The organism is Flavobacterium glycines (assembly GCF_900100165.1).
Classification (GTDB): Bacteria; Bacteroidota; Bacteroidia; order Flavobacteriales; family Flavobacteriaceae; genus Flavobacterium; species Flavobacterium glycines.
The window spans coordinates 72,984-98,212 of the sequence record NZ_FNEO01000001.1 but is presented as its reverse complement, the minus strand read 5'-3'; the positions used below and the strand labels follow the sequence as shown (position 1 = coordinate 98,212).

The 25,229-nt window shown below is 34.1% G+C and carries 23 protein-coding genes and 1 pseudogene; 6 read left to right on the top strand and 18 right to left on the bottom strand.

The window, feature by feature from the left end; genetic code table 11:
• The first annotated feature begins 71 nt into the window (after positions 1 to 71).
• Together BLR17_RS00415 and BLR17_RS00410 are read left to right on the top strand one after the other, a co-directional pair.
• On the top strand, positions 72 to 2,342 hold the full coding sequence (locus BLR17_RS00415; RefSeq protein ID WP_066328636.1) for a carboxy terminal-processing peptidase: 2,271 nt from the start codon (positions 72 to 74) through the stop codon (positions 2,340 to 2,342).
• A 76-nt stretch (positions 2,343 to 2,418) separates the two neighbouring features.
• Positions 2,419 to 3,248 (top strand): annotated as a pseudogene (locus BLR17_RS00410) (DNA/RNA non-specific endonuclease).
• Between the two features lie 21 nt (positions 3,249 to 3,269).
• Here BLR17_RS00410 and rodA read toward each other — a convergent pair.
• From rodA to purH, 6 genes are all read right to left on the bottom strand, one after another.
• Complete coding sequence (gene rodA / locus BLR17_RS00405) at positions 3,270 to 4,502, bottom strand: rod shape-determining protein RodA (RefSeq protein WP_066328637.1); 1,233 nt, start codon at positions 4,500 to 4,502, stop codon at positions 3,270 to 3,272.
• 15 nt (positions 4,503 to 4,517) lie between these two features.
• The gene (gene mrdA / locus BLR17_RS00400; RefSeq protein ID WP_066328638.1) at positions 4,518 to 6,458 is read right to left on the bottom strand and encodes a penicillin-binding protein 2; all 1,941 of its coding nucleotides are present in this window, start codon (positions 6,456 to 6,458) and stop codon (positions 4,518 to 4,520) included.
• Positions 6,455 to 6,961, bottom strand: coding sequence for a rod shape-determining protein MreD (locus tag BLR17_RS00395; protein ID WP_066328643.1), 507 nt, complete (start codon positions 6,959 to 6,961; stop codon positions 6,455 to 6,457). Before BLR17_RS00395 ends, mrdA begins: the two co-directional genes overlap by 4 nt.
• Positions 6,954 to 7,781 carry a rod shape-determining protein MreC gene (gene mreC / locus BLR17_RS00390; protein ID WP_066328645.1) on the bottom strand — a complete coding sequence of 276 codons (828 nt, stop codon included), beginning with the start codon at positions 7,779 to 7,781 and terminating at the stop codon, positions 6,954 to 6,956. The genes BLR17_RS00395 and mreC overlap by 8 nt, the downstream gene beginning before the upstream one ends.
• A gap of 92 nt (positions 7,782 to 7,873) precedes the next feature.
• The gene (locus tag BLR17_RS00385; RefSeq protein WP_066328646.1) at positions 7,874 to 8,902 is read right to left on the bottom strand and encodes a rod shape-determining protein; all 1,029 of its coding nucleotides are present in this window, start codon (positions 8,900 to 8,902) and stop codon (positions 7,874 to 7,876) included.
• Positions 8,903 to 8,957: 55 nt separating this feature from the next.
• A complete protein-coding gene (gene purH, locus BLR17_RS00380; protein WP_066328647.1) occupies positions 8,958 to 10,484 on the bottom strand; it encodes a bifunctional phosphoribosylaminoimidazolecarboxamide formyltransferase/IMP cyclohydrolase in 1,527 nt (508 codons plus the stop codon).
• A 194-nt stretch (positions 10,485 to 10,678) separates the two neighbouring features.
• On the opposite strand from purH, the gene BLR17_RS00375 reads away from it, so the two are divergent.
• Positions 10,679 to 11,929, top strand: a complete 1,251-nt coding sequence (locus BLR17_RS00375) for an ABC transporter permease (protein WP_066328648.1) — start codon at positions 10,679 to 10,681, stop codon at positions 11,927 to 11,929.
• A gap of 329 nt (positions 11,930 to 12,258) precedes the next feature.
• Here BLR17_RS00375 and BLR17_RS00370 read toward each other — a convergent pair whose 3' ends face one another.
• From BLR17_RS00370 to tamL, 4 genes are all read right to left on the bottom strand, one after another.
• Entirely contained in the window at positions 12,259 to 12,660 is a 402-nt protein-coding gene (locus BLR17_RS00370) for an FEKKY domain-containing protein (protein ID WP_066328649.1), read from the bottom strand.
• 348 nt (positions 12,661 to 13,008) lie between these two features.
• Positions 13,009 to 13,863 (bottom strand): acetyl-CoA carboxylase, carboxyltransferase subunit beta, encoded by an 855-nt coding sequence (accD, locus tag BLR17_RS00365; RefSeq protein WP_066328650.1) that lies wholly within the window; start codon positions 13,861 to 13,863, stop codon positions 13,009 to 13,011.
• A gap of 82 nt (positions 13,864 to 13,945) precedes the next feature.
• Positions 13,946 to 15,013, bottom strand: a complete 1,068-nt coding sequence (gene fbaA / locus BLR17_RS00360) for a class II fructose-bisphosphate aldolase (protein ID WP_066328651.1) — start codon at positions 15,011 to 15,013, stop codon at positions 13,946 to 13,948.
• Between the two features lie 69 nt (positions 15,014 to 15,082).
• Positions 15,083 to 17,638, bottom strand: a complete 2,556-nt coding sequence (gene tamL, locus BLR17_RS00355) for a translocation and assembly module lipoprotein TamL (RefSeq protein ID WP_066328653.1) — start codon at positions 17,636 to 17,638, stop codon at positions 15,083 to 15,085.
• A gap of 37 nt (positions 17,639 to 17,675) precedes the next feature.
• On the opposite strand from tamL, the gene BLR17_RS00350 reads away from it, so the two are divergent.
• Complete coding sequence (locus tag BLR17_RS00350; protein ID WP_066328654.1) at positions 17,676 to 18,407, top strand: TrmH family RNA methyltransferase; 732 nt, start codon at positions 17,676 to 17,678, stop codon at positions 18,405 to 18,407.
• A gap of 5 nt (positions 18,408 to 18,412) precedes the next feature.
• On the opposite strand, the gene porT is transcribed toward BLR17_RS00350, so the two are convergent.
• Both porT and ubiE read right to left on the bottom strand, forming a co-directional pair.
• On the bottom strand, positions 18,413 to 19,114 hold the full coding sequence (gene porT / locus BLR17_RS00345) for a type IX secretion/gliding motility protein PorT/SprT (protein WP_066328655.1): 702 nt from the start codon (positions 19,112 to 19,114) through the stop codon (positions 18,413 to 18,415).
• A gap of 11 nt (positions 19,115 to 19,125) precedes the next feature.
• Positions 19,126 to 19,857: a bifunctional demethylmenaquinone methyltransferase/2-methoxy-6-polyprenyl-1,4-benzoquinol methylase UbiE gene (gene ubiE / locus BLR17_RS00340; RefSeq protein WP_066328656.1), complete on the bottom strand. Its 732-nt coding sequence runs from the start codon at positions 19,855 to 19,857 to the stop codon at positions 19,126 to 19,128.
• A gap of 139 nt (positions 19,858 to 19,996) precedes the next feature.
• Between ubiE and BLR17_RS00335 the strand changes: the two genes are divergently transcribed.
• Positions 19,997 to 20,332, top strand: a complete 336-nt coding sequence (locus tag BLR17_RS00335) for a hypothetical protein (protein WP_245683095.1) — start codon at positions 19,997 to 19,999, stop codon at positions 20,330 to 20,332.
• 47 nt (positions 20,333 to 20,379) lie between these two features.
• On the opposite strand, the gene BLR17_RS00330 is transcribed toward BLR17_RS00335, so the two are convergent.
• Together BLR17_RS00330 and BLR17_RS00325 are read right to left on the bottom strand one after the other, a co-directional pair.
• Entirely contained in the window at positions 20,380 to 20,877 is a 498-nt protein-coding gene (locus BLR17_RS00330) for a dihydrofolate reductase (RefSeq protein WP_066328658.1), read from the bottom strand.
• Positions 20,878 to 20,883: 6 nt separating this feature from the next.
• A complete protein-coding gene (locus tag BLR17_RS00325; protein ID WP_066328659.1) occupies positions 20,884 to 21,219 on the bottom strand; it encodes a 2TM domain-containing protein in 336 nt (111 codons plus the stop codon).
• A 239-nt stretch (positions 21,220 to 21,458) separates the two neighbouring features.
• Here BLR17_RS00325 and BLR17_RS00320 point away from each other — a divergent pair, with 239 nt between their 5' ends.
• Positions 21,459 to 21,755: an isoamylase early set domain-containing protein gene (locus tag BLR17_RS00320; RefSeq protein ID WP_066328660.1), complete on the top strand. Its 297-nt coding sequence runs from the start codon at positions 21,459 to 21,461 to the stop codon at positions 21,753 to 21,755.
• 27 nt (positions 21,756 to 21,782) lie between these two features.
• Here the strand turns inward: BLR17_RS00320 and BLR17_RS00315 are convergent, their stop codons facing one another.
• From BLR17_RS00315 to BLR17_RS00300, 4 genes are all read right to left on the bottom strand, one after another.
• Positions 21,783 to 22,607 (bottom strand): thymidylate synthase, encoded by an 825-nt coding sequence (locus tag BLR17_RS00315; protein ID WP_066328662.1) that lies wholly within the window; start codon positions 22,605 to 22,607, stop codon positions 21,783 to 21,785.
• A 63-nt stretch (positions 22,608 to 22,670) separates the two neighbouring features.
• Positions 22,671 to 23,291, bottom strand: a complete 621-nt coding sequence (locus tag BLR17_RS00310; protein WP_066328663.1) for a bifunctional nuclease family protein — start codon at positions 23,289 to 23,291, stop codon at positions 22,671 to 22,673.
• A 139-nt stretch (positions 23,292 to 23,430) separates the two neighbouring features.
• Complete coding sequence (locus tag BLR17_RS00305; RefSeq protein WP_066328664.1) at positions 23,431 to 24,399, bottom strand: electron transfer flavoprotein subunit alpha/FixB family protein; 969 nt, start codon at positions 24,397 to 24,399, stop codon at positions 23,431 to 23,433.
• Positions 24,400 to 24,480: 81 nt separating this feature from the next.
• Positions 24,481 to 25,227 (bottom strand): electron transfer flavoprotein subunit beta/FixA family protein, encoded by a 747-nt coding sequence (locus tag BLR17_RS00300; protein WP_066328665.1) that lies wholly within the window; start codon positions 25,225 to 25,227, stop codon positions 24,481 to 24,483.
• Positions 25,228 to 25,229 lie beyond the last annotated feature (2 nt).

Here is a 25,229-nt window from a genome sequence, read left to right as displayed (position 1 = left end):
TTTAACAAAAAATTATGGAAGCCTTATCATTGTAGGCTTGGTTTTTCCCGTAACTTAGTTTAAAAAATTGAATGAATACTATTATTAGTCTTATGAAGAGAAATTATAAAATACTTCTTGCCGTAGTTTTCCTATCGGTAACATTATTTGCATTTAAAATAAAATCAGCTTCTGAGGCTGATCCCGATAAAGATAAATTACTTTTAGAATTATTGACTTTTGTGATTGAAAAAGGGCATTATAGTCCGGCAGCTATTGATGATAATTTCTCTAAAGGAGTTTATAAAGATTACATACAGGCATTAGATCCTTCAAAACGTTTCTTTTTGCAATCAGATATTGATGAATTTTCAAAATACGAATTAGAATTAGACGATGAGTTAATGAATAAGGATTTGACCTTTTTTGCATTAACTTACGACCGTTTGATGCAAAGAATGAAAGAGAGTCAGGGATTATACAAAGAGATTTTAAAAACGCCTTTTGATTATTCAATTGATGAAAGTTTTAATACCGATTATGAAAAAGCACCCTATGCTAAAAGCAGTGCTGAATTAAAAGAGCGTTGGAGAAAACAGTTAAAATTAACAACGCTTTCCTCATTGACTGATCGTTTAAAAATACAGGAAAATAAAGGAAAGCTTTCTAAAGAAGAAACTGATTTAATTTCAAATCCTTTGCATGAAGAAGAAAATGCTGCTCCTGTAGAACCTAAGAAGGAAGTTTCTAAGGAAGATGCTAAACCTAAATCTTTTGAGGTGTTAGAAAAAGAAACACGTGAAAGTACGGTTAAATCTTTAGATGAGTATTTTGGTTTTATGAAAGATTTAGATCGAAATGATTGGTTTTCGGTTTATATTAATTCTATTACTGCTCGTTTTGATCCGCACACTAATTATTTTGCCCCTGAGGAAAAAGAGCGTTTTGACGTGAGTATGAGTGGAACATTAGAAGGAATCGGAGCCCGTTTACAAAAGAAAAACGATTATACGGAAATTTCAGAATTGATTTCCGGCGGACCTGCCTGGAGAGGAAAAGAACTGGAAGCCGGAGATTTAGTGCTTAAAGTAGCTCAGGGTGATGATCAGCCAGTGGATGTTGTTGGAATGCGTTTGGATGATGTGGTGAAAAAAATTAAAGGTCCTAAAGGAACAGAAGTTCGTTTGACAATTAAAAAAGTTGATGGAACGATTAAAGTAATTTCAATCATTAGAGATGTTGTTGAAATTGAAGAAACTTATGCTAAATCAAGTATCGTTAACAAAAACGGATTGAAGTATGGAGTGATTTATTTGCCTAAATTCTATATCAATTTCGAAAATAAAGACGGAAGGGATGCGGGTAAAGATATTGCTTTGGAAGTAGAAAGATTAAAACAGGCTAAGGTAGACGGAATTGTTTTAGACGTTCGTGATGATGGTGGAGGTTCTTTATCAACAGTAGTAGATATTGCAGGTTTGTTTATTGAACAAGGACCAATTGTCCAAATTAAATCAGCCGGCAGAAAGAAAGAAGTTTTATACGACAGAGATAAGAAAATTGAGTGGGATGGGCCATTAGTAATTATGGTGAATAGCTTCTCGGCTTCTGCTTCTGAGATTTTGGCTGCTGCTATTCAGGATTACAAACGCGGCGTTATCATTGGTAGTAAACAAACTTATGGTAAAGGAACAGTTCAAAATGTAATTGATTTGAATCAGTTTGTTCGTAGTAATGAATTAGGTGATTTGGGTGCGCTTAAAACAACGACTCAAAAATTTTACAGAATCAATGGAGGCTCTACTCAGTTAGAAGGTGTAAGTAGTGATGTGGTTATGCCAGACCGTTATTCCTATTTAAAAATGGGGGAACGCGATGTAGAAAATGCAATGCCTTGGGATAAAATAGATGCTGCAGAATATAATGTTTGGAATAATAACAGTAGCAATTTTAGTAAGGCTATTTTGCACAGTAAAGAACGTATTGCTGCTAATCCGCAATTTAAACTTATTGATGAAAATGCTAAATGGATTGATGCCCGTAGTAAAGAAAATGAGTACAGTTTAAATATAGATAAGTTTAGAAAAGCTCAGGCTGCAATAGAAGAAAAAGCTAAGAAATTCAAACCTGTTTTTGATTATAAAAATGACTTGAAATTTACTTCTTTGCCTTATGAGGTAGAGCAAATGAGTAAAGACAATGTTTTGAAAGAGAAAAGAGATCGTTGGCACGAAAGTTTATCTAAAGATATTTACATAGAAGAGGCATTAAATGTATTAGATGATTTACAAACCAGAGTTAATTTAAAAAACAATGCGATTCCGGCTAATAAATTGAAAAAAGAAAAGTTAGCTAAATCTTAAAAATAAGATGTGTTATAAATATTCGCTCTGGAAATCAATTGAATTTTCAGAGCGTTTTTATTTTAATTAAAAAGGTATGAGAAACCGATATTTTATAGGATTGTTAATTTCCGCTTTTATTTTTTTAGTGGGTAAGCAAAGTGTAAAGCTGCAAGCCGAAATTTTTCAGAATACAAATAGAATTGTAGCTGATTTGGATTCGAAAGTAGAAAATCAGACGAATAGGAATTTGAGTTTTTATTTGCCAAAATCGACTACTTCACAAGTTGTAGAACATTCCTATTATACTTTGTCTTACAATGAACAGGCAGAACAAGCGGAATGGGTGGTTTATGAGTTGAAGAAAGATTATGTTCGTAATAGTAATTTTAAACGTCCTTTTTTTATTGAAGATCCAAAAGTAATAACACAATCTGCTGACTGGAGAAATTATAAAAAATCGGGTTATGATAAAGGCCATTTATGTCCTGCTGCTGATATGGAATTTAATCTGGATGCTTATAATGATACGTTTTTTACATCGAATATTAGTCCGCAGTGCATGAGTTTAATTCGGGTATTTGGAGTCGACTGGAGCAAAAAATCCGTTTTTGGGCAGTCAAATACAATGGACTGCTCATTGTTACAGGAGGTGTGTTAAAAGGTAGTCTTAAAACTATAGGGGATGAAGAAGTAGTAGTGCCAAATTACTTTTATAAAATAGCACTGAACTATTCAAACGGGAACTGTAAAATGATTGCTTTTTTAGTTCCAAATGAAAAAAGCAGTAAACCAATTTTTGATTATGTGGTTGCTGTTGATAAAATAGAATCCATTACAGGTATTGATTTCTTCCCTAAACTGGAAGATAAATTAGAAAACAATTTAGAGAAGAATGTAAATATTAGTTCCTGGTTTGCTAAATAAATTCAAAGCCAGGAATTAATTTTACCATTCGTTCACTTTATTGGCATCCATTTTAAGGAATATAAAAAGCAGGATTGTAAATCCCCATAATCCCGAACCTCCATAGGAGAAGAAAGGCAACGGAACTCCGATAGTTGGGAAAATTCCAATAACCATGGCAATATTTACAAAGAAATGGATGAATAAAATTCCGGCACAACAGTAACCATAAACTCTGCTAAATTTTGTTTTTTGTCTTTCGGCCAAGAAAATGATTCTTAGAAATAGAGTGACAAATAAAGCAATAACAACAAGCGAACCCACAAATCCCCATTCTTCACCTACAGTGGTAAAGATGTAGTCGGTATGTTGTTCAGGAACGAATCCTCCCTTAGTTTGTGTACCTTCAAGGAAACCTTTTCCAAACCATCCGCCAGAACCAATTGCAATTTCAGATTGGTTGGTGTTGTATCCAATTCCTTTTAAATCGACAGATTTACCAAGCAAGATGTTGAAACGATCTCTGTGGTGTTGTTTGAAAACATTTTCAAAAACATAGTTTACAGATAAAACAAAACCTGAAATAAGCGTAAATATAATACCGCTTGCAATAATGTTTCTATTGGCTAATCTGGACCTCCAATAAACAATAATTATGGCTATTAAAGCCATTAAAATTACATATTGGGGTTCAAATACCAGCGTGAATATAAATAAAGTGATGGCGATAAATCCTGTCCAAATGTACCAGGCCGGTAAACCTTCACGATACAAAACAATTAAGAATATAGTGTAGATTAAGGCACTACCAGGATCGTGAGGGACTATCAGAAGTATAGGTAATCCTAAAATGGCCAGGACTTGTATTTGTTTGTTGGTATCTTTTAGATTGATTTGGCTATCACTCATGTATTTGGCAATTGCCAATGCTGTTGCTGTTTTTACAAACTCCGATGGCTGCACACCAAAAGAACCAAATGAATACCAGTTAGTTTGTCCTTTAATAGTTTTACCGAAAACAAATAAACCAGCCAGTGACAGTAATCCTACGACGTAAATAACACTGGCGTATTTTTCGTAAAATTTGCCGTCAACTGCAAGAATTACAAATATTAAAGGGATTGTAAACGCAATAAAAATCAATTGTTTTTGATAGGTATCTTCAGTAGACGATAATGATGAAGAGAAGATGTTTAGCCATCCCATAATCACTAAGGTGCTATAAATAATAACACATATCCAGTCAATATTTTTCTTTACACTTTGATTTTTCATTTGTAAATGAATGGCTTAATTAATTTTTTTCTTAGTGGTATCTACTGCAGAATTTGTTTTAACCTCCTTGTATTTGCTTACTGAATCTTTTGGAGTGGTTTCAATAGAGCTTGCTTCTGCCATTCCGCCTAATTTAGCATATTCACTTCTTAAACTCTTTTCAAGGATTCTTTTTTCTAAATCAGTTCGGGTGATTTTTTTTCTCAAATATTTTTCAATCATCAAACTGGCAATTGGTCCTGCTATGGTAGCACCAAATCCTCCGTTTTCAACCAATACTGCTATGGCAATTTTGGGATTGTCTTTTGGAGCAAATGCCACAAAGATAGAGTGGTCTTCCAGCTGAACTTTTTTTCCGTCTATTCTGGCAAAGTTTTCGGCTGTTCCTGTTTTTCCACAAATATCAATTCCGTCAACTTTTAAGCCTCTAGCGGTACCTAAGTTATACACATCAAATAATCCGCTGATTATAGGTTCGAAATATTTTTTATCGATAGTTGTTTCATGCTTTATTTTGAACTTAGGATCGATTTTTTCTCCTTTGATTTTTTTAATGATATGAGGGGTGTAATAATATCCTTTGTTTGCAATAGTAGCCATCATGTTGGCTAATTGTATAGGGGTTGCTAATACTTCACCTTGTCCAATAGAATTGGAAACGATTGCTGTACTTCTCCATCCTCCGTTAGGGTAGATACGTTTATATGTTTTAGAAGTTGGAATACTTCCTTTTCTTCCTGTTGGTAAATCATAACCCATGTATTGACCAAGTCCAAAACTTTTCACATGACTACTCCAAACATCAACCGCATAAGAAGGTTTGACATACTTGTTGATGGTTTTCATGTAAGCTGTCCCGAAATAGGCGTTACAAGATTCGTAAATACCACGGTGTAATTGTAATGCTCCTCCATGACAGTGGCATCTCATGAATCGGCCTCTGGCATAACTAAATCCGTGGCGACAAAAAACGGTGAAATTTTCATCTATTACACCTTCTTGTAAGGCTACCAAACCTGTTAAAATTTTGAATGGTGAGCCAGGAGGATATTCGGCTAATAGACCTCTGTCATATAACGGTTTTGCTATAGAATCATTATAAAGTAGTGTATAGTTTTTAGAGCGTTGTCTTCCTACAAGAATTCCAGGGTCATAGGATGGAGCGGTAACTAATGCTAAGATTTCACCAGTTTTAGGCTCTATAGCAACGATACCACCTCGTTTGTTAATCATTAATTGCTCACCATAACGTTGAATTTCGGCATCAATCGTTAGATTGATATCTTCTCCTTGTACAGCAATGGTATCGTATTTACCGTTTTTGTAGGAACCTATTTCGCGGTTGTATTTGTCTTTTAGGAAATATTTAACCCCTTTTACTCCTCGTAAGATATCTTCGTAGTATTGTTCTACACCTTGTTTTCCTATTAAGTCACCACTTTTGTAATAAGAATTACTTTTAATAATTCCATCATTTACCTGAGTGATAAAACCAAAAATATTAGCGCCAAAATCTACTTCATAATCACGAAGGGAACGTTTTTGAACATAGAAGCCTTCAAATTTTCTGATTTTTTCCTGAAAAGCCGCATATTCACTTTTATTTAGTTGAGGTAAAAAAACAGAAGGAAGTCTCGGGCTATAGACTTTAGCCTTAGCTATTTTTTTTAAAAATTCTTCTTTGCTAATATCTAATAGCTGGCAAAGTTCTAAAGTATCCAGATTTTTTATTTCCCTTGGAATAACCATGATGTCATAAGAAGCCTGGTTGGCAACTAAAAGTTTTCCATGTCTATCATAAATATAGCCTCTTTCAGGATATTCGTATTTTATCTTGATAGCATTATTTTCAGATTTTAATTTGAAAGTGTCATTAATGACTTGCAAATAAAAAATCCGAATCAGGAGCAATGATGCTGCAACAATAATTATAGAAGGCAGCAGTAGTTTTCTCATCGTTTGTTTGGCTTAATAAGGTAAATTATTATAATGCAGCTAATAATTGTAAATACGGTACTCAGTAAGGTTCTGATTAAAATGTCTAAAATGAAACTCACTTGAAAGGCTTCCAGAATGAATAGGGTAAAATGATGGATTACCACTGCCAGAAGAATGAACGTAAATCTTTCAGGTGTTAATGATTCATTCAATTTTATGGTTTGGTATTCGTAGCTGACACCAAATGCAAATTTAAAAATATAAGGTCGGTAATAAGCTAAGATAAGACAGGCTGTTGTATGAATTCCTCCGGAATTTGAAAATAAATCCATTGTTAATCCTAGAAAAAAACTGCTTATTAGTAAGGCTGCTCTGTTTGAGTTGACAGGGTATAAGATGATGAATAGAATATAAGGTAATGGCATTATGAACCCTAAAAAGGTCATATTGTTGAATATGACAATTTGCAGAGTTAATAATAAAATAAACCTGAGGATATTGAGTAACAAAGTGCTATTCATCTTTTTGGGTTTCTTTTTCTAAATTGTTAACTTCATCTCTGTCTTTACTTTTAATAATGTACACATGACCTAAGTTAGTCATATCATTAAAAAGCTTGATGTTTAAAGTGTAATAATTGGTTTGGTTATCTATGTAAATATTATTGATCGTACCAATATTAATATTTTCAGGAAAAATAACCGATTGTCCTCCGGTAACAATAGTGTCTCCTTTCCTAACAGAAGCTAATCGGGGAACGTCAATCAATTGAACGAAGCCGGTGTTTTTTCCATCCCAAATTAAGGAGCCAAAATGATTTGACTTTTTGATTTTAGCATTGATTTGGGATTTTGTATTTAAGATACTTACAACTGTTGCGTATTTAGGAGAGGTTTTGTCAACGATACCTACAATTCCTAAACTATTAATAACTCCCATGTCAGGTTTTACTCCGTCGTTCGCACCTGAATTCAAAGTAAGGAAGTTTTCGTGAGTATTGTAAGAATTGTGAATTACCTTAGATACTATGATGTCTTCAGGAGCAGTACCTTTTAGATTTTGTGGTATTGGAACTTTAGTAGTGTCTTTAGTGTTGAAAATGATGCTTTTAAGTCTGGCATTTTCAAGAGCCAAAGCATCATTTTCAGACTTCAGATTCAAATATTCAGTTACGTTGTTTACTTCTTCGTAAACGCCACCCGTTAAAAAATTAGCAGAGCTAATAATTCTACTTTTATGGTAAGAATGAGACTGTATGGTAAGCAAAAGCGAAACGCTTAATAACAGCAAAAACAGTAATTTATTACTGTTTTTGAATATAAAATTAAATATTTGCTGCATTCTCTTATTTGGTTATTAATTTCAGGATATGCTGATAAGGTATTCCACTGTTAAAACCTATAGCTTATGAGCTATAAATATACTTTATAAATCTATTTTATTAAAATACTTTTGAATTTTCCAATGTTTTTCAATGCCATTCCTGTTCCTCTAACTACTGCTCTTAAAGGATCTTCAGCAATGTATACCGGTAAATCCGTTTTTTGAGAAATACGTTTGTCTAATCCTCTTAGCATAGAACCTCCACCTGCAAGGTAAATCCCTGTGTTGTAGATATCGGCAGCTAATTCAGGAGGGGTTTGAGACAAGGTTTCCATTACAGCGTCTTCAATACGTTGGATTGATTTGTCTAAAGCTTTTGCAATTTCTCTATAAGAAACATCAACCTGTTTTGGTTTTCCGGTAAGCAAATCTCTACCTTGAACTGACATATCTTCCGGAGGAGTTTCCAGGTCTTCAATGGCAGCACCAATTTGAATTTTGATTTTTTCAGCAGTACTTTCTCCAACGAATAAGTTGTGTTGGGTACGCATATAATAAACGATATCATTAGTGAAAACGTCACCGGCAATTTTTACCGATTTATCACATACAATACCACCTAAAGCAATAACGGCAATTTCTGTGGTTCCACCTCCAATATCTACAATCATGTTTCCTTTTGGTTGCATGATGTCAATTCCAATACCGATTGCTGCTGCCATTGGTTCGTGAATCAAATAAACTTCTTTTCCGTTTACACGTTCACAAGATTCTTTTACGGCTCTCATTTCTACTTCAGTAATTCCTGAAGGAATACAAACCACCATTCTTAGAGCAGGTGTAAACATCTTCTTTTTTAATGCCGGTATGCTTTTAATAAACATACTGATCATCTTTTCTGAAGCATCAAAATCAGCAATTACACCGTCTTTTAAAGGCCTTATGGTTTTTATGTTTTCATGCGTTTTACCTTGCATTAGGTTGGCTTCTTTACCAACTGCAATGATTTTACCAGAAATTCTATCTCGGGCTACTATTGACGGGCTGTCAATGACAACTTTATCATTGTGTATGATTAGTGTATTAGCGGTACCAAGGTCTATTGCAATATCCTCGGTCATGAAATCAAAAAATCCCATACGATTTTTAGGGGGTTTAAAAGTTAAAAATTAGGAGCGTACAAAGTTAATCAAATTAATGTTTGAAATGACGTGTCCCTGTAAATACCATTGCCAAATTATTTTCATTGCAATAGTCAATGCTTAATTGGTCTTTAATTGATCCTCCCGGTTGAATCACAGCGGTAATTCCGGCTTCTTTTGCAAGAGCTACACAGTCTGGGAAAGGGAAGAAAGCATCGCTTGCCATTGAGGCTCCTGTCAAGTCAAATCCAAAGTGTTTGGCTTTTTCAACAGCTTGTTGTAAAGCATCTACTCTTGAAGTTTGACCTGTTCCGGATGAGATTAAAGTTCCGTTTTTAGCAAAGACAATTGTGTTTGATTTAGTGTTTTTGCAAATTTTAGAAGCAAAAATTAAATCTTCAATTTCTTGTTCTGTTGGACTTGTAATGGTAACGGTAGTTAAATCTTTTTTATTGTCTGTGATGTTGTTTCTTTCCTGAATTAACAATCCGTTAAGACAAGTACGAACTTGCTTTTGTGGTAATTCAACATCATTTTGAACTAAAATAATTCTGTTTTTCTTTTCCTGTAAAATAGTTACAGCTTCAGCATCATAAGAAGGAGCAATTACTACTTCACAGAATAATTTGTTGATTTCTGTAGCTGTAGCAACATCAATTTTAGTATTCGAAATTAAAACTCCTCCAAATGCTGATGTAGGATCGCAGGCTAAAGCAGCTAAATAAGCTTCTTCAATAGTGTTTCTGGAAGCTAATCCACAGGCATTGTTGTGTTTTAATATAGCAAATGTAGGTCCGTCAGTTTTGAATTCGTTAATCAAATTCACTGCTGCATCTACATCTAATAAGTTGTTGTATGATAATTCTTTTCCGTGTAATTTTTGGAACATAGCGTCAAAATCCCCGAAGAAGAATCCTTTTTGGTGTGGGTTTTCCCCGTAACGTAATACCTGACCATTAGCAATACTTGCTTTATAGATGGTTTCGTCAGTATTGAAGTAGCTAAAAATAGCTCCGTCGTAGTGTGAAGATACGTGGAATGCTTTGGTAGCTAATAATTTTCTGTCTTCAAGAGTTGTAGCTCCGTTTTGTTTTGTAATCATATCTAAAAACAAAGCGTATTCGTTCATAGAAGGAACAATTACAGTGTCTTTGAAATTTTTAGCAGCTGCACGGATTAATGAAATTCCTCCAATATCGATTTTTTCAATAATGTCTTGTTCGCTGGCTCCGGAAGCTACTGTTTTTTCAAATGGATATAAATCTACAATAACTAAGTCAATCTGCGGAATGTTGAATTCCTGCATTTGTTGAACATCACTCTCATTGTCCTGACGGTTCAGGATTCCTCCGAAAATTTTTGGGTGTAATGTTTTTACTCTTCCGCCTAAAATTTCAGGAAATGCAGTAATGTCTTCAACAGCAACAACAGGTATGCCTAAATTTTTGATAAATTCTTCAGTACCTCCTGTTGAATAAAGAGTAACATTTTGACTGTGTAATAATTTAACAATAGGCTCAAGACCTTCTTTCGAAAAAACCGAAATTAATGCAGATTGAATTGTTTTAGATGTGCTCATGAATAGATTTAATTATAAAGTGCAAAAATAGTTTTTTTAATGTTAAAATAAACTATCAAAAAATAAGATAATTTTTAATTGACACATTTTTTTGAAAACTTATTGAAATCACTGTGTTTTATTGTGTTAAAAGAATTTTATATTAGGTTTTTGAATAATATTTACAGAATTTTACTTTATTAAAAATAGATTTTATGTTGCTATATCTTCGATTACTGAAAGAAAGTTTTGCTTTTGCGATTAATGCATTGCGAAATAATAAATTACGAACCTTACTTTCGCTACTTGGAGTGACAATTGGAATTTTTTCTATTATTGCTGTTCTGGCGGCGGTAGATTCATTGGATAATAAAATCAGTACCGATTTGAGAGGTTTGGATAAGAATACAATTTATCTAATGAAATTTTCTTTTGGACCTTCGGATATTCCTGCCTGGAAAAGAGATCAGTTTCCTAATGTAAAATACGATGAGTATCTTTATTTGAAAGGGTCTGTGACAAATACGGCTGAAGTTGCTTATCAAATTTTTACTAAAACAGAGAATATAAAATATGATTCCAAGATTGTTAGTACGGTAACTATTGTTCCGGTTTCTCATGAATTGATTGATATCCAGGGATTAGAATTTGAAAAAGGGAGGTTTTATAATGAATCCGAATCCAATTCAGGAGCAAAGGTTGTTGTTTTGGGAAATGATATTGCAACTAATTTATTTGAGGATGTTGAGCCAATTGGTAAGGATGTGCGATTGTACGGGCAGCGTTTTAGAGTTATTGGGGTTTTAAAGAAAAAAGGCGCTGGTCTTTTTGGAGATAGTACGGATTCTGCGGCTTATATTCCGGTTAATTTTGTCCGACAAAAATTTGGAGATAATAATGATTCGCTTTCTAATGTAATTATTTTTAAACCAGAGGATGGTGTTGATATGGAAGCTTATAAAGCTGAGATTTCACAAAGACTTCGTGCTTATCGCGGAATTAAGGCAGGAGAAATGGATAATTTTTTTATTAATGTTTTCTCGGGATTTACGGATTTGATTGATGGGATTATTGGGAGTATGAAACTGGGAGGTTGGGTGATAAGTGGCTTTTCGTTGTTGGTTGGTGGTTTCGGAATTGCTAATATCATGTTTGTTTCGGTAAAAGAACGCACGCATTTGATAGGGATTCAAAAATCCTTAGGAGCTAAAAACCGATTTATTCTTTTTCAGTTTTTGTTTGAAGCAATTATTCTATCGGTTATTGGTGGGCTTGTAGGTTTGTTGATGGTTTGGGGAATAGCCGTAGGTTTGACTAAAGTTTTAGACTTTGAGTTTGTGCTGAGTATGGGTAATGTGTTTTTAGGAGCAGGCTTAGCGGGAATAATCGGTTTAATATCCGGGATTTTACCGGCTATTTCAGCATCGAGACTGGATCCGGTTGAAGCTATTAGAACTGGAATGTAGTTTTTTAGTGTTCAATGTTCAGTCGCAGTCCCGATAGTTAATCGGGATTAGATTTCAGAATCATTGCGAGGGATGAAGCAATCTCGTTTTAATTTCGCAATATTGTCATCCCGACGCAGGAGGGATCTCATCATCACGTTCCGCTTAGTTTTGAAATTCTTTGTGTGCACAAGCAAGATGCTTGCGCCAGCGTGGGGCAGGAGGGGTTTCGTTAACGGATTCCGCTTAGTTTTGAAATTCTTTGTATGCACAAGCAAGATGCTTGTGCCAGCTTTGGTGGAAACAGAACTTGAATTTACCACAAAACTCGCAATTGCGTGAAACTGCTGTTAGCAGCCGTTTTTCTTTTTGAACTCCTTTAGCCCAATAGCATCTTTTCGGATTGTTTTTTTCCACTTTTTGCCGTAAGTGTCACATAAATGTTTAAATACAATATTGTTATAAGCGGCAGAAATTTTTCTTTCAGGTCCAGTACAACCAAGTTCGTAATAATAAACACCACATGAATTACTAAACTCATTATTGATGGGATAAGCAATTGGGGCAATTCCGCCTTGAACTAACACAAAAGGTGTTTTAGCTAAATCAATTCTTGCTAACTTTTCTGCGTCTTCTACAGTTTGGCAAAATTCAATTTTTGCAGCGCCACTTTCGTTATATTGTTTGTCAGTCAACTTTTTGTTTTGACCAAAACAACTAATAGTAATAAGAAAGAAAAGTATTGTTTTCATAACGGGTTTAAAATGGCTGCTAACTAGTTTATAGGCGAAAAAACCTTCGTATATGCATCCAAAATCGGGTAGATTGGCGAAGGTTTGTCTTGCTTTATTGCTTTTTCAAATATATTAAAATATTCTTACAAAATTAATTATTGGAAATAAAACGTAATTTCGTAACCCTGATCGTTCCGATAGCTATCGGAACGGCATCCTTTGTTTTTTTGCAGAAAAAACAAAGATATAGCGCAGAGTATATGGGATGTTGTTGAAAAGCGATAATCGTTCTGCTTTTAAAAAAAAGAAAATACTTTTTCGGAAAGTTTAAAGCAAAAAAAAATCCCGAGCAATCGGGATTTTAATTTATCTAATTTCGTTGTTTTGAATCAAATCAATGTACAAGTTAATCTTGTCTTTCAATTCTTTTCTGGCGGTTATAAAGTCTAAGAAACCGTGCTCTAAAAGGAATTCGGCAGTTTGGAAACCTTCCGGTAAATCTTTACCTGTAGTGTCTTTTACAACACGTGGTCCCGCAAATCCAATTAAGGCACCCGGCTCAGCAATGTTGATGTCTCCTAACATGGCGTAAGAAGCTGTTGTTCCTCCCGTAGTTGGATCAGTACACAAAGAAATGTATGGTAATTTAGCTTCAGAAAGTTGGGCTAATTTTACCGAGGTTTTAGCTAATTGCATTAAGGAATAAGCGGCTTCCATCATACGGGCTCCTCCTGACTTAGAGATCATAACAAATGGTAATTTGTTTTTGATAGCGTAGTCAATTCCTCTGGCGATTTTTTCACCTACAACCGCTCCCATAGAACCTCCAATGAAGGCAAAATCCATAGCGCAAACTACTAAATCTTTTCCTTTGGATTTACCAACACCTGTGCGTACAGCATCTTTCAGTTTGGTTTTTTCCATTACATCTTTCAGACGGTCAGAATATTTCTTAGTATCAACAAAATGTAAAGTGTCTTTAGACGTTAGGTTTGGATCTAATTCGGTAAATTCATTGTTGTCGAATAAGATTTCAAAATAAGTAGCACTACCTATTCTCACGTGGAAACCATCTTCCGGACTTACAAATAAGTTGCGTTCCAGTTCTTCAGCATCAATGATTTTTCCTGTTGGAGATTTATACCAAAGTCCTTTTGGTACATCCATTTTCTGATCGGTAGGAGTTGTGATTCCTTTTTCTTGTCTTTTAAACCAAGCCATTTTTTTAGATTTTAGATTTTAGACTTTAGATTTTAGACTTTAGATTTCGAAAAATCTAAAATCTAAAATCAGCAATCTAAAATTATAGTGTATTTACGTTGTTCAAGTCAGCAAAAGCCTGTTCCAATCTTGCATTGAAAGTTACTTCTCCTTCACGCAACCATTTTCTTGGGTCATAATACTTTTTGTTTGGAGCATCAGGACCTGTTGGGTTACCAATTTGTGTTTTTAAGTATTCAATGTTGTTTACCATGAAATCACGAATTCCTTCAGTGAAAGCAAATTGTAAGTCAGTATCAATGTTCATTTTGATAACTCCGTAGCTAATTCCTTCTCTGATTTCTTCTAAAGTAGAACCTGATCCACCGTGGAATACGAAATCAACCGGATTGTGTTCCGTATTGAATTTCTTTTGAACAAAGTCCTGAGAATTTTTTAAGATTTTTGGAGTTAATTTTACGTTTCCTGGTTTGTAAACTCCGTGAACGTTTCCAAAAGCAGCAGCGATAGTGAATTTTGGGCTTACTTTAGAAAGTTCTTCGTAAGCATAAGCTACTTCTTCCGGTTGAGTGTATAATTTTGAACTGTCAACATCAGAGTTGTCAACACCATCTTCCTCACCACCAGTGATTCCAAGTTCGATTTCTAATGTCATACCGATTTTGCTCATTCTTTCTAAGTAAGTTTTGCAAATTTCGATGTTTTCTTCGATTGGCTCTTCAGATAAGTCAATCATGTGAGAACTGAATAATGATTTTCCTGTTGCAGCAAAATGCTCTTCTGAAGCATCTAATAAACCATCAATCCAAGGTAATAATTTTTTTGCACAGTGGTCAGTATGTAAAATTACAGTTGCTCCGTAAGCCTCTGCTAATGTATGAATGCTTTTTGCTCCTGCAATTGCTCCTGCGATTGCAGCTTTTTCTCCCGCATTAGAAAGTCCTTTTCCTGCATTAAATTGCGCTCCTCCGTTTGAGAATTGGATAATAACCGGTGCTTTTAATTTAGCAGCTGTTTCAAGAACACCGTTAATTGTGTTAGATCCTGTAACGTTTACAGCAGGCAAAGCAAAGCCTTTTTCTTTTGCATAATTAAAGATTTCCTGAACTTGATCGCCAGTTGCTACACCGGGTTTAATGTTGTGTCCCATTTTGTTTTTTGTTTTTAGTTAGATTTTTAGTTTTTAGATTAAGTTCGCAAAAATAAGAATTTATTAGTATTAGAAAGGATAATTTATTCCAAAATTTAAAACGGAGTGTCCGAAATTGTAATCTCTGAACCATTTTTTTCCTGATTCTTCGGCAGGATTGAAGGTTTTAAATCCAAAATCAAATCGGACTACAAAGAAGCTTAAATCGTACCTAAGTCCAAATCCGGAGCCTAAAGCCAGATCTTTTAAACTGGATAAATTATTGAATGTTGCTTTTTTGTCGGTTACGTTGTCAAATACATTCCAAATATTTCCTGCATCAGCAAATAGTGCTCCTTTTAAGTCTCCTAAAATTTTAAATCTATATTCGGCGCTTAAGGCTATCTTCATGTTGGCCTCATTGAAATCTAATATCGATTCTGTCTTTCCGGGTCCGAGGCTGTATGGTTGCCATGCTCTGTTGTCGTTAGATCCACCTGCGAAATAGCTTCGGGAGAAAGGAATGTAATCAGAATTTCCAAAAGGTACGGCAATGCCAAAAAATGTTCGCAGCGCTAAAACATTTTGTCTGGATAAATCCCAATGCTTGATGTAATCAAATTCTGTTTTAGCGTATTCTGAGTATTCTAATTTGAAAATATCATAGTTGCCGTTGCTGTTTTTGTCTAAACCGATTGTTTTTGAGAGTAAAGACAGCAGCGAACCGGCAGTTTCTATTTTTGCTTTAAATTGGTAAAAATTATTGTCTTTTAAGTCTTTTTTTGTGGTTTTGGTAAAAGTGAAATTAGAAGCAAGAATAAAATTGTTTTCACTCAGTCGGACTCTTCTTTCTGCAATACTTAAAATTTCTTTGTACTCTTTGCTTTGTGGCGTTAAACTGGTTTGTTGTGTTAGTGCATCTACTATAAAACCGGCTGCTCCTTGGTCAATAATAAGATTGTTATCGGTATCGACATAATCAGGATTTATATTGTAAATTTTTCCTAGTGCGTTTAATGCTCTGTAAGAGGAACTATATACGTTGAAATAGTTTTGAGGGTTCAGATTGTGTACAAATTGAATGTTAAGTAAATCGAATCTTGCCGTATTGTTTTGTTTTGGATTCCAATTGTAAGTGAATGCTCCGGTGAAATTTTCTTTGTCTAATCCAATGTTTTTTTGCGTAGCATAACCAATACCAATTTGTGTAGAAGGAATCATACTCTTAGGAATGATTTTCTCGGTGGAAAAAGGTAAAAATATTCGGGGAAAATTCAGTTTTAAATCGACTCCATATTCCGAAACATTGAAGAATTGGTTGTTTGGATTGGCTAAATCTTTTGAAGATCCCACATTGGCTCTGGCTGAAATTTCTAAGGTTTCAGCTCCGTTAAAAATGTTTCTAATGGTTAGTGACGGGCTAAATGAAATTCCAATGTCCTGAATGTTAGAGTGCGTAAAGTCGGATGATGCCTGAAAACTGTATTTTTTTCTTGGAGTCAGGTAAATTTTTGCAATCAAAGAGTTATGAAGCGAATCTTTTTTGTCTATTTCATATTGAATGCTTGGTGCATTGAAGATTTTAAGATTGCTAAAATATCTTGACGTTAATACGGTTTTGTAATCGGCAAAGAGGCTTCCTTTGGAAATAAAAACGGCATTGGTAATAGCTCGTGGTTTGTATTTTATTTTTTCTCTTCCGTATAAGTTGAAATTTTGATAAGAGATGCTGTCAGTAATGTTTTGTTTGTTAGTGTTTGGAGCATAGTCGGTATAAATGTCAACGCTGCTGATTTTGTATAATTTATAGGGTTCTACTATGGTGGAATCTTTATCCTGATAGCTGTAGTTTCCAATGTTTATATTAACATTAGCTTTGTGTTTTTTACCAATGGTATCAATGTCGAATACAATAGATGTAGGCTGAAAATAATAAGCGCCATGATTTCTAAAGTAATTCGAAAGACGGTTTTTTTCATCCGAAAAGTCAATTGTTTTGAATTGGTTTCCAGATTTAATGATTGAGGTTTCTTTTGCGTTTTTGTATAAAGAATCGAGTTGATGTGAACTAATTATTGCTTTTATAGTATCCAGCGTATAAGCATTGTTAGTTGTAATTTCGTATTTTATTTTTCCTCTTTTTGGTTTTACAGTGTCATGCTGTGAATTAACTTTTACATCAAAATAGCCATTGTTGAAATAGTAATATTTAAGTCTTGAAACTGATTTTTGGGTTTTTATTGTATCGATAATCACAGGAGGTTCTCCTGTTTTTTTTAAAAAGTCGTGAATACCGTGATACCAAAAAGATTTTCCTAAACGGTCTACTTGTTTTGCCGAAAGCCATTTTGATTTACGTTCGTACTTTCCCGGATGATTTGTGAATTTAGCCTGATAAGTAGAATCAGGGTTTAAATTAGCTAAGTTATATAGATTTAATCGTAAACGGTAACCTAGAAAAGTACCGTTAGGTTTTTGGTACAATTGTTCATGAACATCTTCAGTATTAATTTTTTTTCCATTTACTATAATTTGGTTGCTTGCAAGAAGTTGCTTTCCATCAGGAACTCTTTTTTCGGCGTTACAAGCGGATATAATTATTCCTATTAGAATAAATAGTGATATTTTTGTTGAAATTTTTTTCAAGAGGTCTAAAATATTTAATTCAAAAGTACATATTTTTATGGTTAGTAAAAACCAAATAAAACTTATAACTAGTTTACAGCAAAAAAAGTATAGGATAATCAATCAAATGTTTTTTGCTGAAGGAGTAAAAGTAATTCAGGAACTTTTACAGTCTAATTTTGAATTAGAACATCTGTATACTACCCAACATGATTTTGAAGAAGTTTTAGGGAGTAAGAAATCATTAATTCACGAAAATGATTTGAAAAAAATTAGTGCTTTGGCTACACCTAACAGCTGTTTGGCGGTTTTTAAAATTCCGGAAGAAAAAACAATCATAGAATCAGGTTTAATTATTGCATTGGATGATGTTAGAGATCCGGGAAATTTAGGTACTATTTTGCGTTTATGTGATTGGTTTGGAGTTGAGCAGCTTATTTGTTCTAAGGAAACAGTAGATATTTATAATCCAAAAGTAGTTCAGGCAACAATGGGTTCTATTAGCAGGGTTAATGTGACTTATGTGGATTTAGTGGAATATATTTCTCAGACTAAATTAGCTGTTTTTGGAACTTTTATGGATGGTGAAAATATTTATAAAAGTAATTTGCCTCAGGAAGGAATTGTTATTATGGGAAATGAAGCGAATGGTATTTCGCAGGAAATTGAGTCAATGATTAAAAACAGACTTTCAATTCCTCGTTTTGGAAATTTGCAAAAAGCCGAAAGTTTAAATGTGGCAACTGCAACCGGAATTATTTTAAGTGAGTTTAAGCGAAATCAGACTTAGTTCAATTAATGAAAGGTAAAGTTAATAAAGATAGCCCGACTTTTCATTGATTCGATGTTAGCTGTCCAAGGACTGTTGGGGTCGTTGTCTCTGATGAGTTCGTCTTTGAGGCTAAAACAGCCACGAATAGAAGGAGAGAATATGAAATATTCGGAGAAAAAATCGATTCCAAAGCCTAATTCGTAATTCGTACTCCAAGGTTTTACCCTGAATTTTTGTTGGAGATTATCATCTATAGACTTTGAGTTAGAAGATAAATTCAAAGTGGTTGATAATCCGCCTACTATATATGGACGAATATTACCTGTTCGTAATGATGAAAATTTCAATAATAAAGGAAAATGAATATAGGTGCTGTTTACGTCTCTTACGGCATCAATTTCTCTGGTGAAATTGGGGTAATTTAGTGTTCTTTTTGTATAATATAAACCAGGTTCAAAACGCAGGTTAATGTATTCCTGAAGCTTTAAATCGGCTACAACTCCTACATTGAAACCGGTGCTTTTTTGGACTTGAATATCAGGGGCTACAGTTTTGTAATCGAATTTAAAATCGAATGAGCTAAAACCTAAATAGTAACCAAAATATAATTTTTGTTTTTGGAAATTTTCCAGATTGATAATAGGGTCTTTACTAAACATACCTTTTGATTGAGGATATCCCCCGAAAGAAAGTAATAATAGAATAAAGACGGCTATTTTTTTCATTTTATAAAAGGTTATTTCTTAGAGGCAACATATATTGTGGCTACACCAAAAGTTTGTGGCATGGCTTTTACATCTATAAACCCAGTTTTTCTTAAAATATTGTTTAAGGCTTCTCCATAAGGAAAGGCAGCTGCTGATTCTGACAGGTAACCATAAGCAACATTGTCTTTTGAAAATAATTTTCCAATAATAGGTAATATGTTTCTGCTGTAAAAATTGTAACCTTGTTTGTATGGTGTTTTTTCAGGAACTGATGTTTCCAGGATTACAAAAGTCCCGTTTGGTTTTAAAACACGCAATATCTCGGCTAAACCTTTTTCTAAGTTTTCGAAATTTCTAACCCCAAAAGCAACTGTGATAGCATCAAAATGGTTGTCGTCAAAAGGGATTTTTTCCGAGTCGCCTAAGATCATCTCTATTCTGTCAGACAGGTTTTTTTGAGCTACTTTTTTGATTCCTACTTCAAGCATTCCGGCTGAAATGTCTAATCCTATAATTTCTTTAGCACTAGTATTTGACATCAGTATGGCTAAATCTCCGGTCCCCGTTGCAATATCTAAAATGGTTTCAGGTTTATTGTCGTTGACAATCTTAAGCACTTTTTTTCTCCATTTGACATCAATACCAAAAGAGATAACACGGTTTAAGTTGTCATAATTTCCTGAAATTGTATCAAACATTTTTGCAACTTGTTCTTTTTTGCCTAAAGAAGAGTCTTTATATGGGGTGATGTTTTTGTCCATTTTTTAAATTTTGGCAAATATACTATAATGCCTTTTAAGTTGGTGTTTAAATTGAGTTTCAATTTGTTTGTAAAAAAAAATTAAAAAATCACTAAAAGTGGGTATTGTATGACAAGATTGATATGTTGAAATTTACAATATGAATTTCTTTGCAATACATAATAGAGAATTGATGGTTCAACTCAGATGGTTGTTTTTTGCGTTGGCAATTTCATTTGTTCTTGTGATTTATTTTGACGGCGCTGCTTTGCTTAAAAATGGCGTTTTGGTTCAGGCGCAAAATACGTTCTTAGGATTAAATTTGTTTTTGGAAATTTTAATTTTCATGGTCTTTACTACCTTCGTGGTATTTGGTATTAAAGGCTTTTTTGAGATGTTCTCTCGAAAAATCGCAAATATTATTATTCTCGTTTCAGGGATGAGTTTATTATTTGTGAATTTGGTATTGTTATGTCAAATTCTTTTTCAAGAATAGAACGTTAATTTTAAATGCTATTGCACGAGTTAAAAAAAACACCTCTTTTATTGAGGTGTTTTTTGTTTTTTGATGTAAGTTTCAAAAGTGTAATCATAAAGATGTTTTTCGTCTTTACTTTGAAAATCGCTATTGATTAATTCCCAGTCATCAGTTTTTATTTCCGGAAAAAAAGCATCGGCTTCAAAATTATGATGCACAACTGTAAGTTCAATTTTATCTGCAAAAGAAAGAGTTAAATTATAAATTTCACCTCCGCCGATAATAAAAGCTTCTTCGTTTTTAGGGCAACTTTCTATCGCTTTTTCTATGCTGTCAACTACAATACAACCTTCGGCTTTGTAGTCTTTTTGTCTGGTAATAATTATGTGTGTTCTGTTAGGTAGTGGTTTAGGAAAACTTTCAAATGTTTTTCTTCCCATTATGATATGGTGACCTGTAGTTAAGCTTTTAAATCTTTTAAAATCATTGGGTAAATGCCAAACTAATTGGTTGTCTTTTCCGAGTGCTCTGTTTTCGGCAGCGGCAGCAATCATTGTAATCATTAGTGTTTATTTAGTAGTGGGTTCGTCGTTTATATGATTGCTTAATTCTTCGATTTTTTTTCGTTGTAATTCTACTAATCGGTCAATTTGTTCTCTTTCCCAATTTTTATCCATAAAACGATCAGTGATGAAAACTTTTGTAAAGTGTAAAATAAATAAAAACAACCAAGCAGTAATTAGCCAAATATGCCAATGAGCACCTTCGTTAAATTTAAAAACTTTTGTGGCAACAAATAAAAATAAGCTGGATAAAAACAATAAAACAAAGTGAAAATAAACTCTCTTTTTCTGTTTTATACGTTTTCTGGCGTATTCGTATAATTCATGTTGTTCGGTTTTCATAGATTGATTTTTTTTGCTTATAAAGATAAAATATAATTTCGAAAAGCTAAATTGTGTCGGAAAAATATTTGATTTTAGACGCTTGATTTTTTGGGTTTTGAAAATTTTGACCTTTTTAAATTATCAATTCATTTTGTTTTTAACATTTTATTACGTTTTATCTTAAAAGTTTATTAGTGGTGTCTGGACTTCAAATAAATTGATTTACTTTGTCTCATAAATCTAAAAATGAAACAGTTATGTCAATTAAAAAACAATTTATAAAGTCAAAACCGGTTTGTAAAGTTACGTTTTCAATAGAAGCTAAAGAGGCTACCAACGCTTCGGTAGTAGGTGATTTTAATAATTGGAATCCTGAAGAAGGTGCTTTGAGTAAATTGAAAAACGGTACTTTTAAAGGTGCTTTTGATTTAGATAAAGACGCAGCTTACGAATTTAAATATCTGGTTGACGGAGAATATATCAACGAAACAGAAGCGGATTCTTATAAATGGAATGAATTTGCAGGAACAGAAAATAGCGTTTTAGAGGTTTAATCTAAAACGCTTTTTTTTTAATTCGTTTTATACAGCTACATTTCCTTTGATGGTTTCATGTGGTTCATAGCCTACAAGAGTGAAATCATTGTAGTCAAAGTCGAAGATGTTTTTTACCGCCGGATTTAAGATCATTTTTGGTAATGGTCTTGGTTCGCGGGATAATTGAAGTTCGATTTGCTCGAAATGGTTGTTGTAGATGTGTGCGTCACCAAATGTGTGGATGAATTCTCCCGGTTCTAAGTCGCATACCTGTGCAATCATCATCGTTAACAAGGCGTATGAAGCGATGTTAAAAGGTACTCCTAAAAATATGTCGGCACTTCTCTGGTAAAGTTGACAGGATAATTTTCCATCGGCTACATAAAATTGGAAGAAAGCATGGCAAGGTGGCAAAGCTGCTTTGTTGTTAGCTACGTTTTCTTCAAATGATTTTGTAGTGTCCGGTAATACCGAAGGATTCCATGCCGAAACCAGCATTCTGCGACTATTCGGGTTGGTTTTTAATTCCTGGATTAAATCTGAAATCTGGTCAATTTCTTCGCTGTTCCAATTGCGCCATTGATGTCCGTAAACAGGGCCTAAATCGCCGTTTTTATCTGCCCAGGCATCCCAAATTTTTACATTATGTTCTTTAAGGTAGCCAATGTTAGTGTCTCCTTTTAAGAACCAAAGCAATTCGTAGATGATGGATTTAAGATGTAGTTTTTTGGTGGTAACCATTGGAAAACCTTCGCTTAAATCAAAACGCATCTGGTAGCCAAATACACTTTTAGTTCCTGTTCCGGTTCGGTCACCTTTTTGGCAACCATTTTCCATGACATGTTTTACTAAATCTAAATATTGCTTCATTTCTAATGGTAATTTGTGGATTTGGTAATTTGGTTATTCGAATTAACAAATAATCAAATAAAACTACGATTCTCTCTTTGAAATTTCGTCTCTTATTTTTGCTGCTTTTTCGTAATCTTCCTGCTCAACAGCCTGAATTAATAAATCATTTAATTCCTGTAGACTGTATTTGATATAAGCTCTTCCGCTTTCGGCTTCTGTTGAGAAAGATTCCGGATTTGAAATAACATCATCCATTGCCTGGTTTTCTTGATCAGGGTCAGTAGGATTTGTTTTTAGGTAAATACCTGCTTTGTCAAGAATGTTTTTGTAAGTGAAAATTGGAGCGTTAAAACGTAAAGCCAATGCGATAGCATCAGAAGTTCTGGCGTCAATTATTTCTTCGATTTTGTCTCTTTCGCAAATAATACTTGAGTAGAAAACACCGTCAACCAGTTTGTGGATAATGACTTGTTTTACGACTATGTCAAAGCGTTCGGCAAAATTTTTGAACAAATCATGAGTTAGCGGGCGTGGAGGTTTTATTTCTTTTTCTAAAGCAATAGCAATGGATTGAGCTTCGAAAGCACCTATTACGATAGGGAGTTTTCTCTCGCCGTCTACTTCATTCAAAATCAAAGCATAGGCTCCATTTTGTGTTTGGCTATATGAAATTCCTTTTATGGATAGTTTGACTAAGCTCATAATTGTTGAAATGAAAAAATGTAGTTTTTAGGTTTTTAATTTTAGGCTGCAATATTAATTAAAAATTCTGCCAATAAGCAAAGATACGATTATCTTATTTTATTAGGCAGAATTATTTTATTGTTGATACTTAATAATCTTAAGCGTTTTGGGCTTTAAAAGCTTTTAATTTTTCTATTAATCTTGGGACAACATCAAAAGCATCTCCTACAATTCCGTAATCAGCAACTTTAAAGAAAGGAGCTTCAGGGTCGGTATTGATAACCACTTTTACTTTAGAAGCATTAATTCCGGCGATATGTTGAATAGCTCCCGAAATTCCGATGGCAATGTATAAGTTCGTGGCAACTGGTTTCCCTGTTTGTCCCACGTGTTCTGCGTGTGGTCTCCAGCCTAAGTCAGATACTGGTTTAGAACAAGCGGTAGCGGCGCCAAGTACAGCGGCTAAATCTTCAATTAATCCCCAGTTTTCCGGTCCTTTTAATCCGCGTCCTCCTGAAACTACAATGTCAGCATCGGCAATAGAAACTTTTCCTGACGATTTCTCAATTGATTCTGTTTTTATATCAAAGTCATTGTCTTCGAGGTTTGGAGAAAAAACTTCTTCAGTTAAAGTTGAAGCATTTTCGAAAATACCATAAGAGTTTTTAGCCAGTCCGATAACTTTGATATCGGTATTGATTTCGGTTATGTTGAATGCTTTGTTTGAAAAAGCATTTCTTTTTACTTGAAAAGGAGCCGTGTTTACAGGTAAATCTATCACGTTAGAAGCATAACCTGCTTCCAGGTTTACGGCAACTAAAGGCGAAAGGTAGATGCTGTCAGTGCTGGAAGATAAAACAACAAGTTTTGTGTTTTCCTGTTGAGCTGCCTGTTTGATAACGTCGGCATAAGCTTTAGCGTTGAATCCGGCCAGTTTATCATTGGTAACTTTTAAAACTTTATCAACACCGTATTTGGCTAATTCAGAAACATTATCGCTATTTATGGTTAAAGCAGTTACTGTAGTCCCTAAAGTTTCAGCTACTTTTTTTGCGTAAGAAGCAATTTCAAAAGCTACTTTTTTTAATTTTCCTTCTGCGGATTCTGCATATATTAATATTGACATATTCTTTATGTTTATTCGGTTATTTGTTTATTCGGTTATTTGTCAAAGTTGAAACTGATTACTGTGACTGCTAACTGAATACTAAATTACTTTGGCTTCGTTGTGTAATAAGTCGATTAATTCGTCTAAATTATCCGGAGAAACCATTTTTATAGCTGATTTTGGAGCTGGTTTTTCAAATTTTACCGCTTTTGTGTTTGTAGCAGCATCAACAGCTTCTATTACATTTAAAGGTTTTGTTCTGGCAGTCATGATTCCTCTCATGTTTGGAATACGTAAATCTTTTTCTTCTACGATTCCTTTTTGTCCACCAATGATTAAAGGTAGTGAAGTGGCAACAGTTTCTTTTCCTCCGTCAATTTCGCGAACTGCTTTTACGTTAGTTTCATTAACTGCAATATCGATACAGGCGTTTAAGAAATTGTATCCTAAAATACCGGCTGTCATTCCGGGAACCATTCCTCCATTGTAATCAAGGGATTCTTTTCCGGCTATAATTAAATCGTAAGCACCATTTTTAATAACTTCTGCTAATTGTTTAGCAACAAAAAAACCATCGGTAGGTGTTGCATTGATGCGGATAGCATCGTTGGCTCCAATAGCAAGTGCTTTTCTTAATGTTGGTTCGGTTTCCGGGCCACCCACATTTACTACTGTTACGGTAGCGCCTTGTTGTTCCTGGAACCAAATAGCACGAGTTAATCCAAATTCGTCATTAGGGTTGATTACATATTGTACGCCGTTCGTGTCAAATTCTGTATCACCATTGGTAAAATTGATTTTAGAGGTAGTATCAGGAACATGACTGATGCAAACTAGTATTTTCATGT

Bases quoted from the DNA above. Each gene is read 5' to 3' on its own strand.
- BLR17_RS00415 (WP_066328636.1), top strand. From the start codon at position 72: ATGAATACTATTATTAGTCTTATGAAGAGAAATTATAAAATACTTCTT.
- rodA (WP_066328637.1), bottom strand. From the start codon at position 4,502: ATGAAAAATCAAAGTGTAAAGAAAAATATTGACTGGATATGTGTTATT.
- mrdA (WP_066328638.1), bottom strand. From the start codon at position 6,458: ATGAGAAAACTACTGCTGCCTTCTATAATTATTGTTGCAGCATCATTG.
- BLR17_RS00395 (WP_066328643.1), bottom strand. From the start codon at position 6,961: ATGAATAGCACTTTGTTACTCAATATCCTCAGGTTTATTTTATTATTA.
- mreC (WP_066328645.1), bottom strand. From the start codon at position 7,781: ATGCAGCAAATATTTAATTTTATATTCAAAAACAGTAATAAATTACTG.
- BLR17_RS00385 (WP_066328646.1), bottom strand. From the start codon at position 8,902: ATGGGATTTTTTGATTTCATGACCGAGGATATTGCAATAGACCTTGGT.
- purH (WP_066328647.1), bottom strand. From the start codon at position 10,484: ATGAGCACATCTAAAACAATTCAATCTGCATTAATTTCGGTTTTTTCG.
- BLR17_RS00375 (WP_066328648.1), top strand. From the start codon at position 10,679: ATGTTGCTATATCTTCGATTACTGAAAGAAAGTTTTGCTTTTGCGATT.
- BLR17_RS00370 (WP_066328649.1), bottom strand. From the start codon at position 12,660: ATGAAAACAATACTTTTCTTTCTTATTACTATTAGTTGTTTTGGTCAA.
- accD (WP_066328650.1), bottom strand. From the start codon at position 13,863: ATGGCTTGGTTTAAAAGACAAGAAAAAGGAATCACAACTCCTACCGAT.
- fbaA (WP_066328651.1), bottom strand. From the start codon at position 15,013: ATGGGACACAACATTAAACCCGGTGTAGCAACTGGCGATCAAGTTCAG.
- BLR17_RS00350 (WP_066328654.1), top strand. From the start codon at position 17,676: ATGGTTAGTAAAAACCAAATAAAACTTATAACTAGTTTACAGCAAAAA.
- porT (WP_066328655.1), bottom strand. From the start codon at position 19,114: ATGAAAAAAATAGCCGTCTTTATTCTATTATTACTTTCTTTCGGGGGA.
- ubiE (WP_066328656.1), bottom strand. From the start codon at position 19,857: ATGGACAAAAACATCACCCCATATAAAGACTCTTCTTTAGGCAAAAAA.
- BLR17_RS00335 (WP_245683095.1), top strand. From the start codon at position 19,997: ATGAATTTCTTTGCAATACATAATAGAGAATTGATGGTTCAACTCAGA.
- BLR17_RS00330 (WP_066328658.1), bottom strand. From the start codon at position 20,877: ATGATTACAATGATTGCTGCCGCTGCCGAAAACAGAGCACTCGGAAAA.
- BLR17_RS00325 (WP_066328659.1), bottom strand. From the start codon at position 21,219: ATGAAAACCGAACAACATGAATTATACGAATACGCCAGAAAACGTATA.
- BLR17_RS00320 (WP_066328660.1), top strand. From the start codon at position 21,459: ATGTCAATTAAAAAACAATTTATAAAGTCAAAACCGGTTTGTAAAGTT.
- BLR17_RS00315 (WP_066328662.1), bottom strand. From the start codon at position 22,607: ATGAAGCAATATTTAGATTTAGTAAAACATGTCATGGAAAATGGTTGC.
- BLR17_RS00310 (WP_066328663.1), bottom strand. From the start codon at position 23,291: ATGAGCTTAGTCAAACTATCCATAAAAGGAATTTCATATAGCCAAACA.
- BLR17_RS00305 (WP_066328664.1), bottom strand. From the start codon at position 24,399: ATGTCAATATTAATATATGCAGAATCCGCAGAAGGAAAATTAAAAAAA.
- BLR17_RS00300 (WP_066328665.1), bottom strand. From the start codon at position 25,227: ATGAAAATACTAGTTTGCATCAGTCATGTTCCTGATACTACCTCTAAA.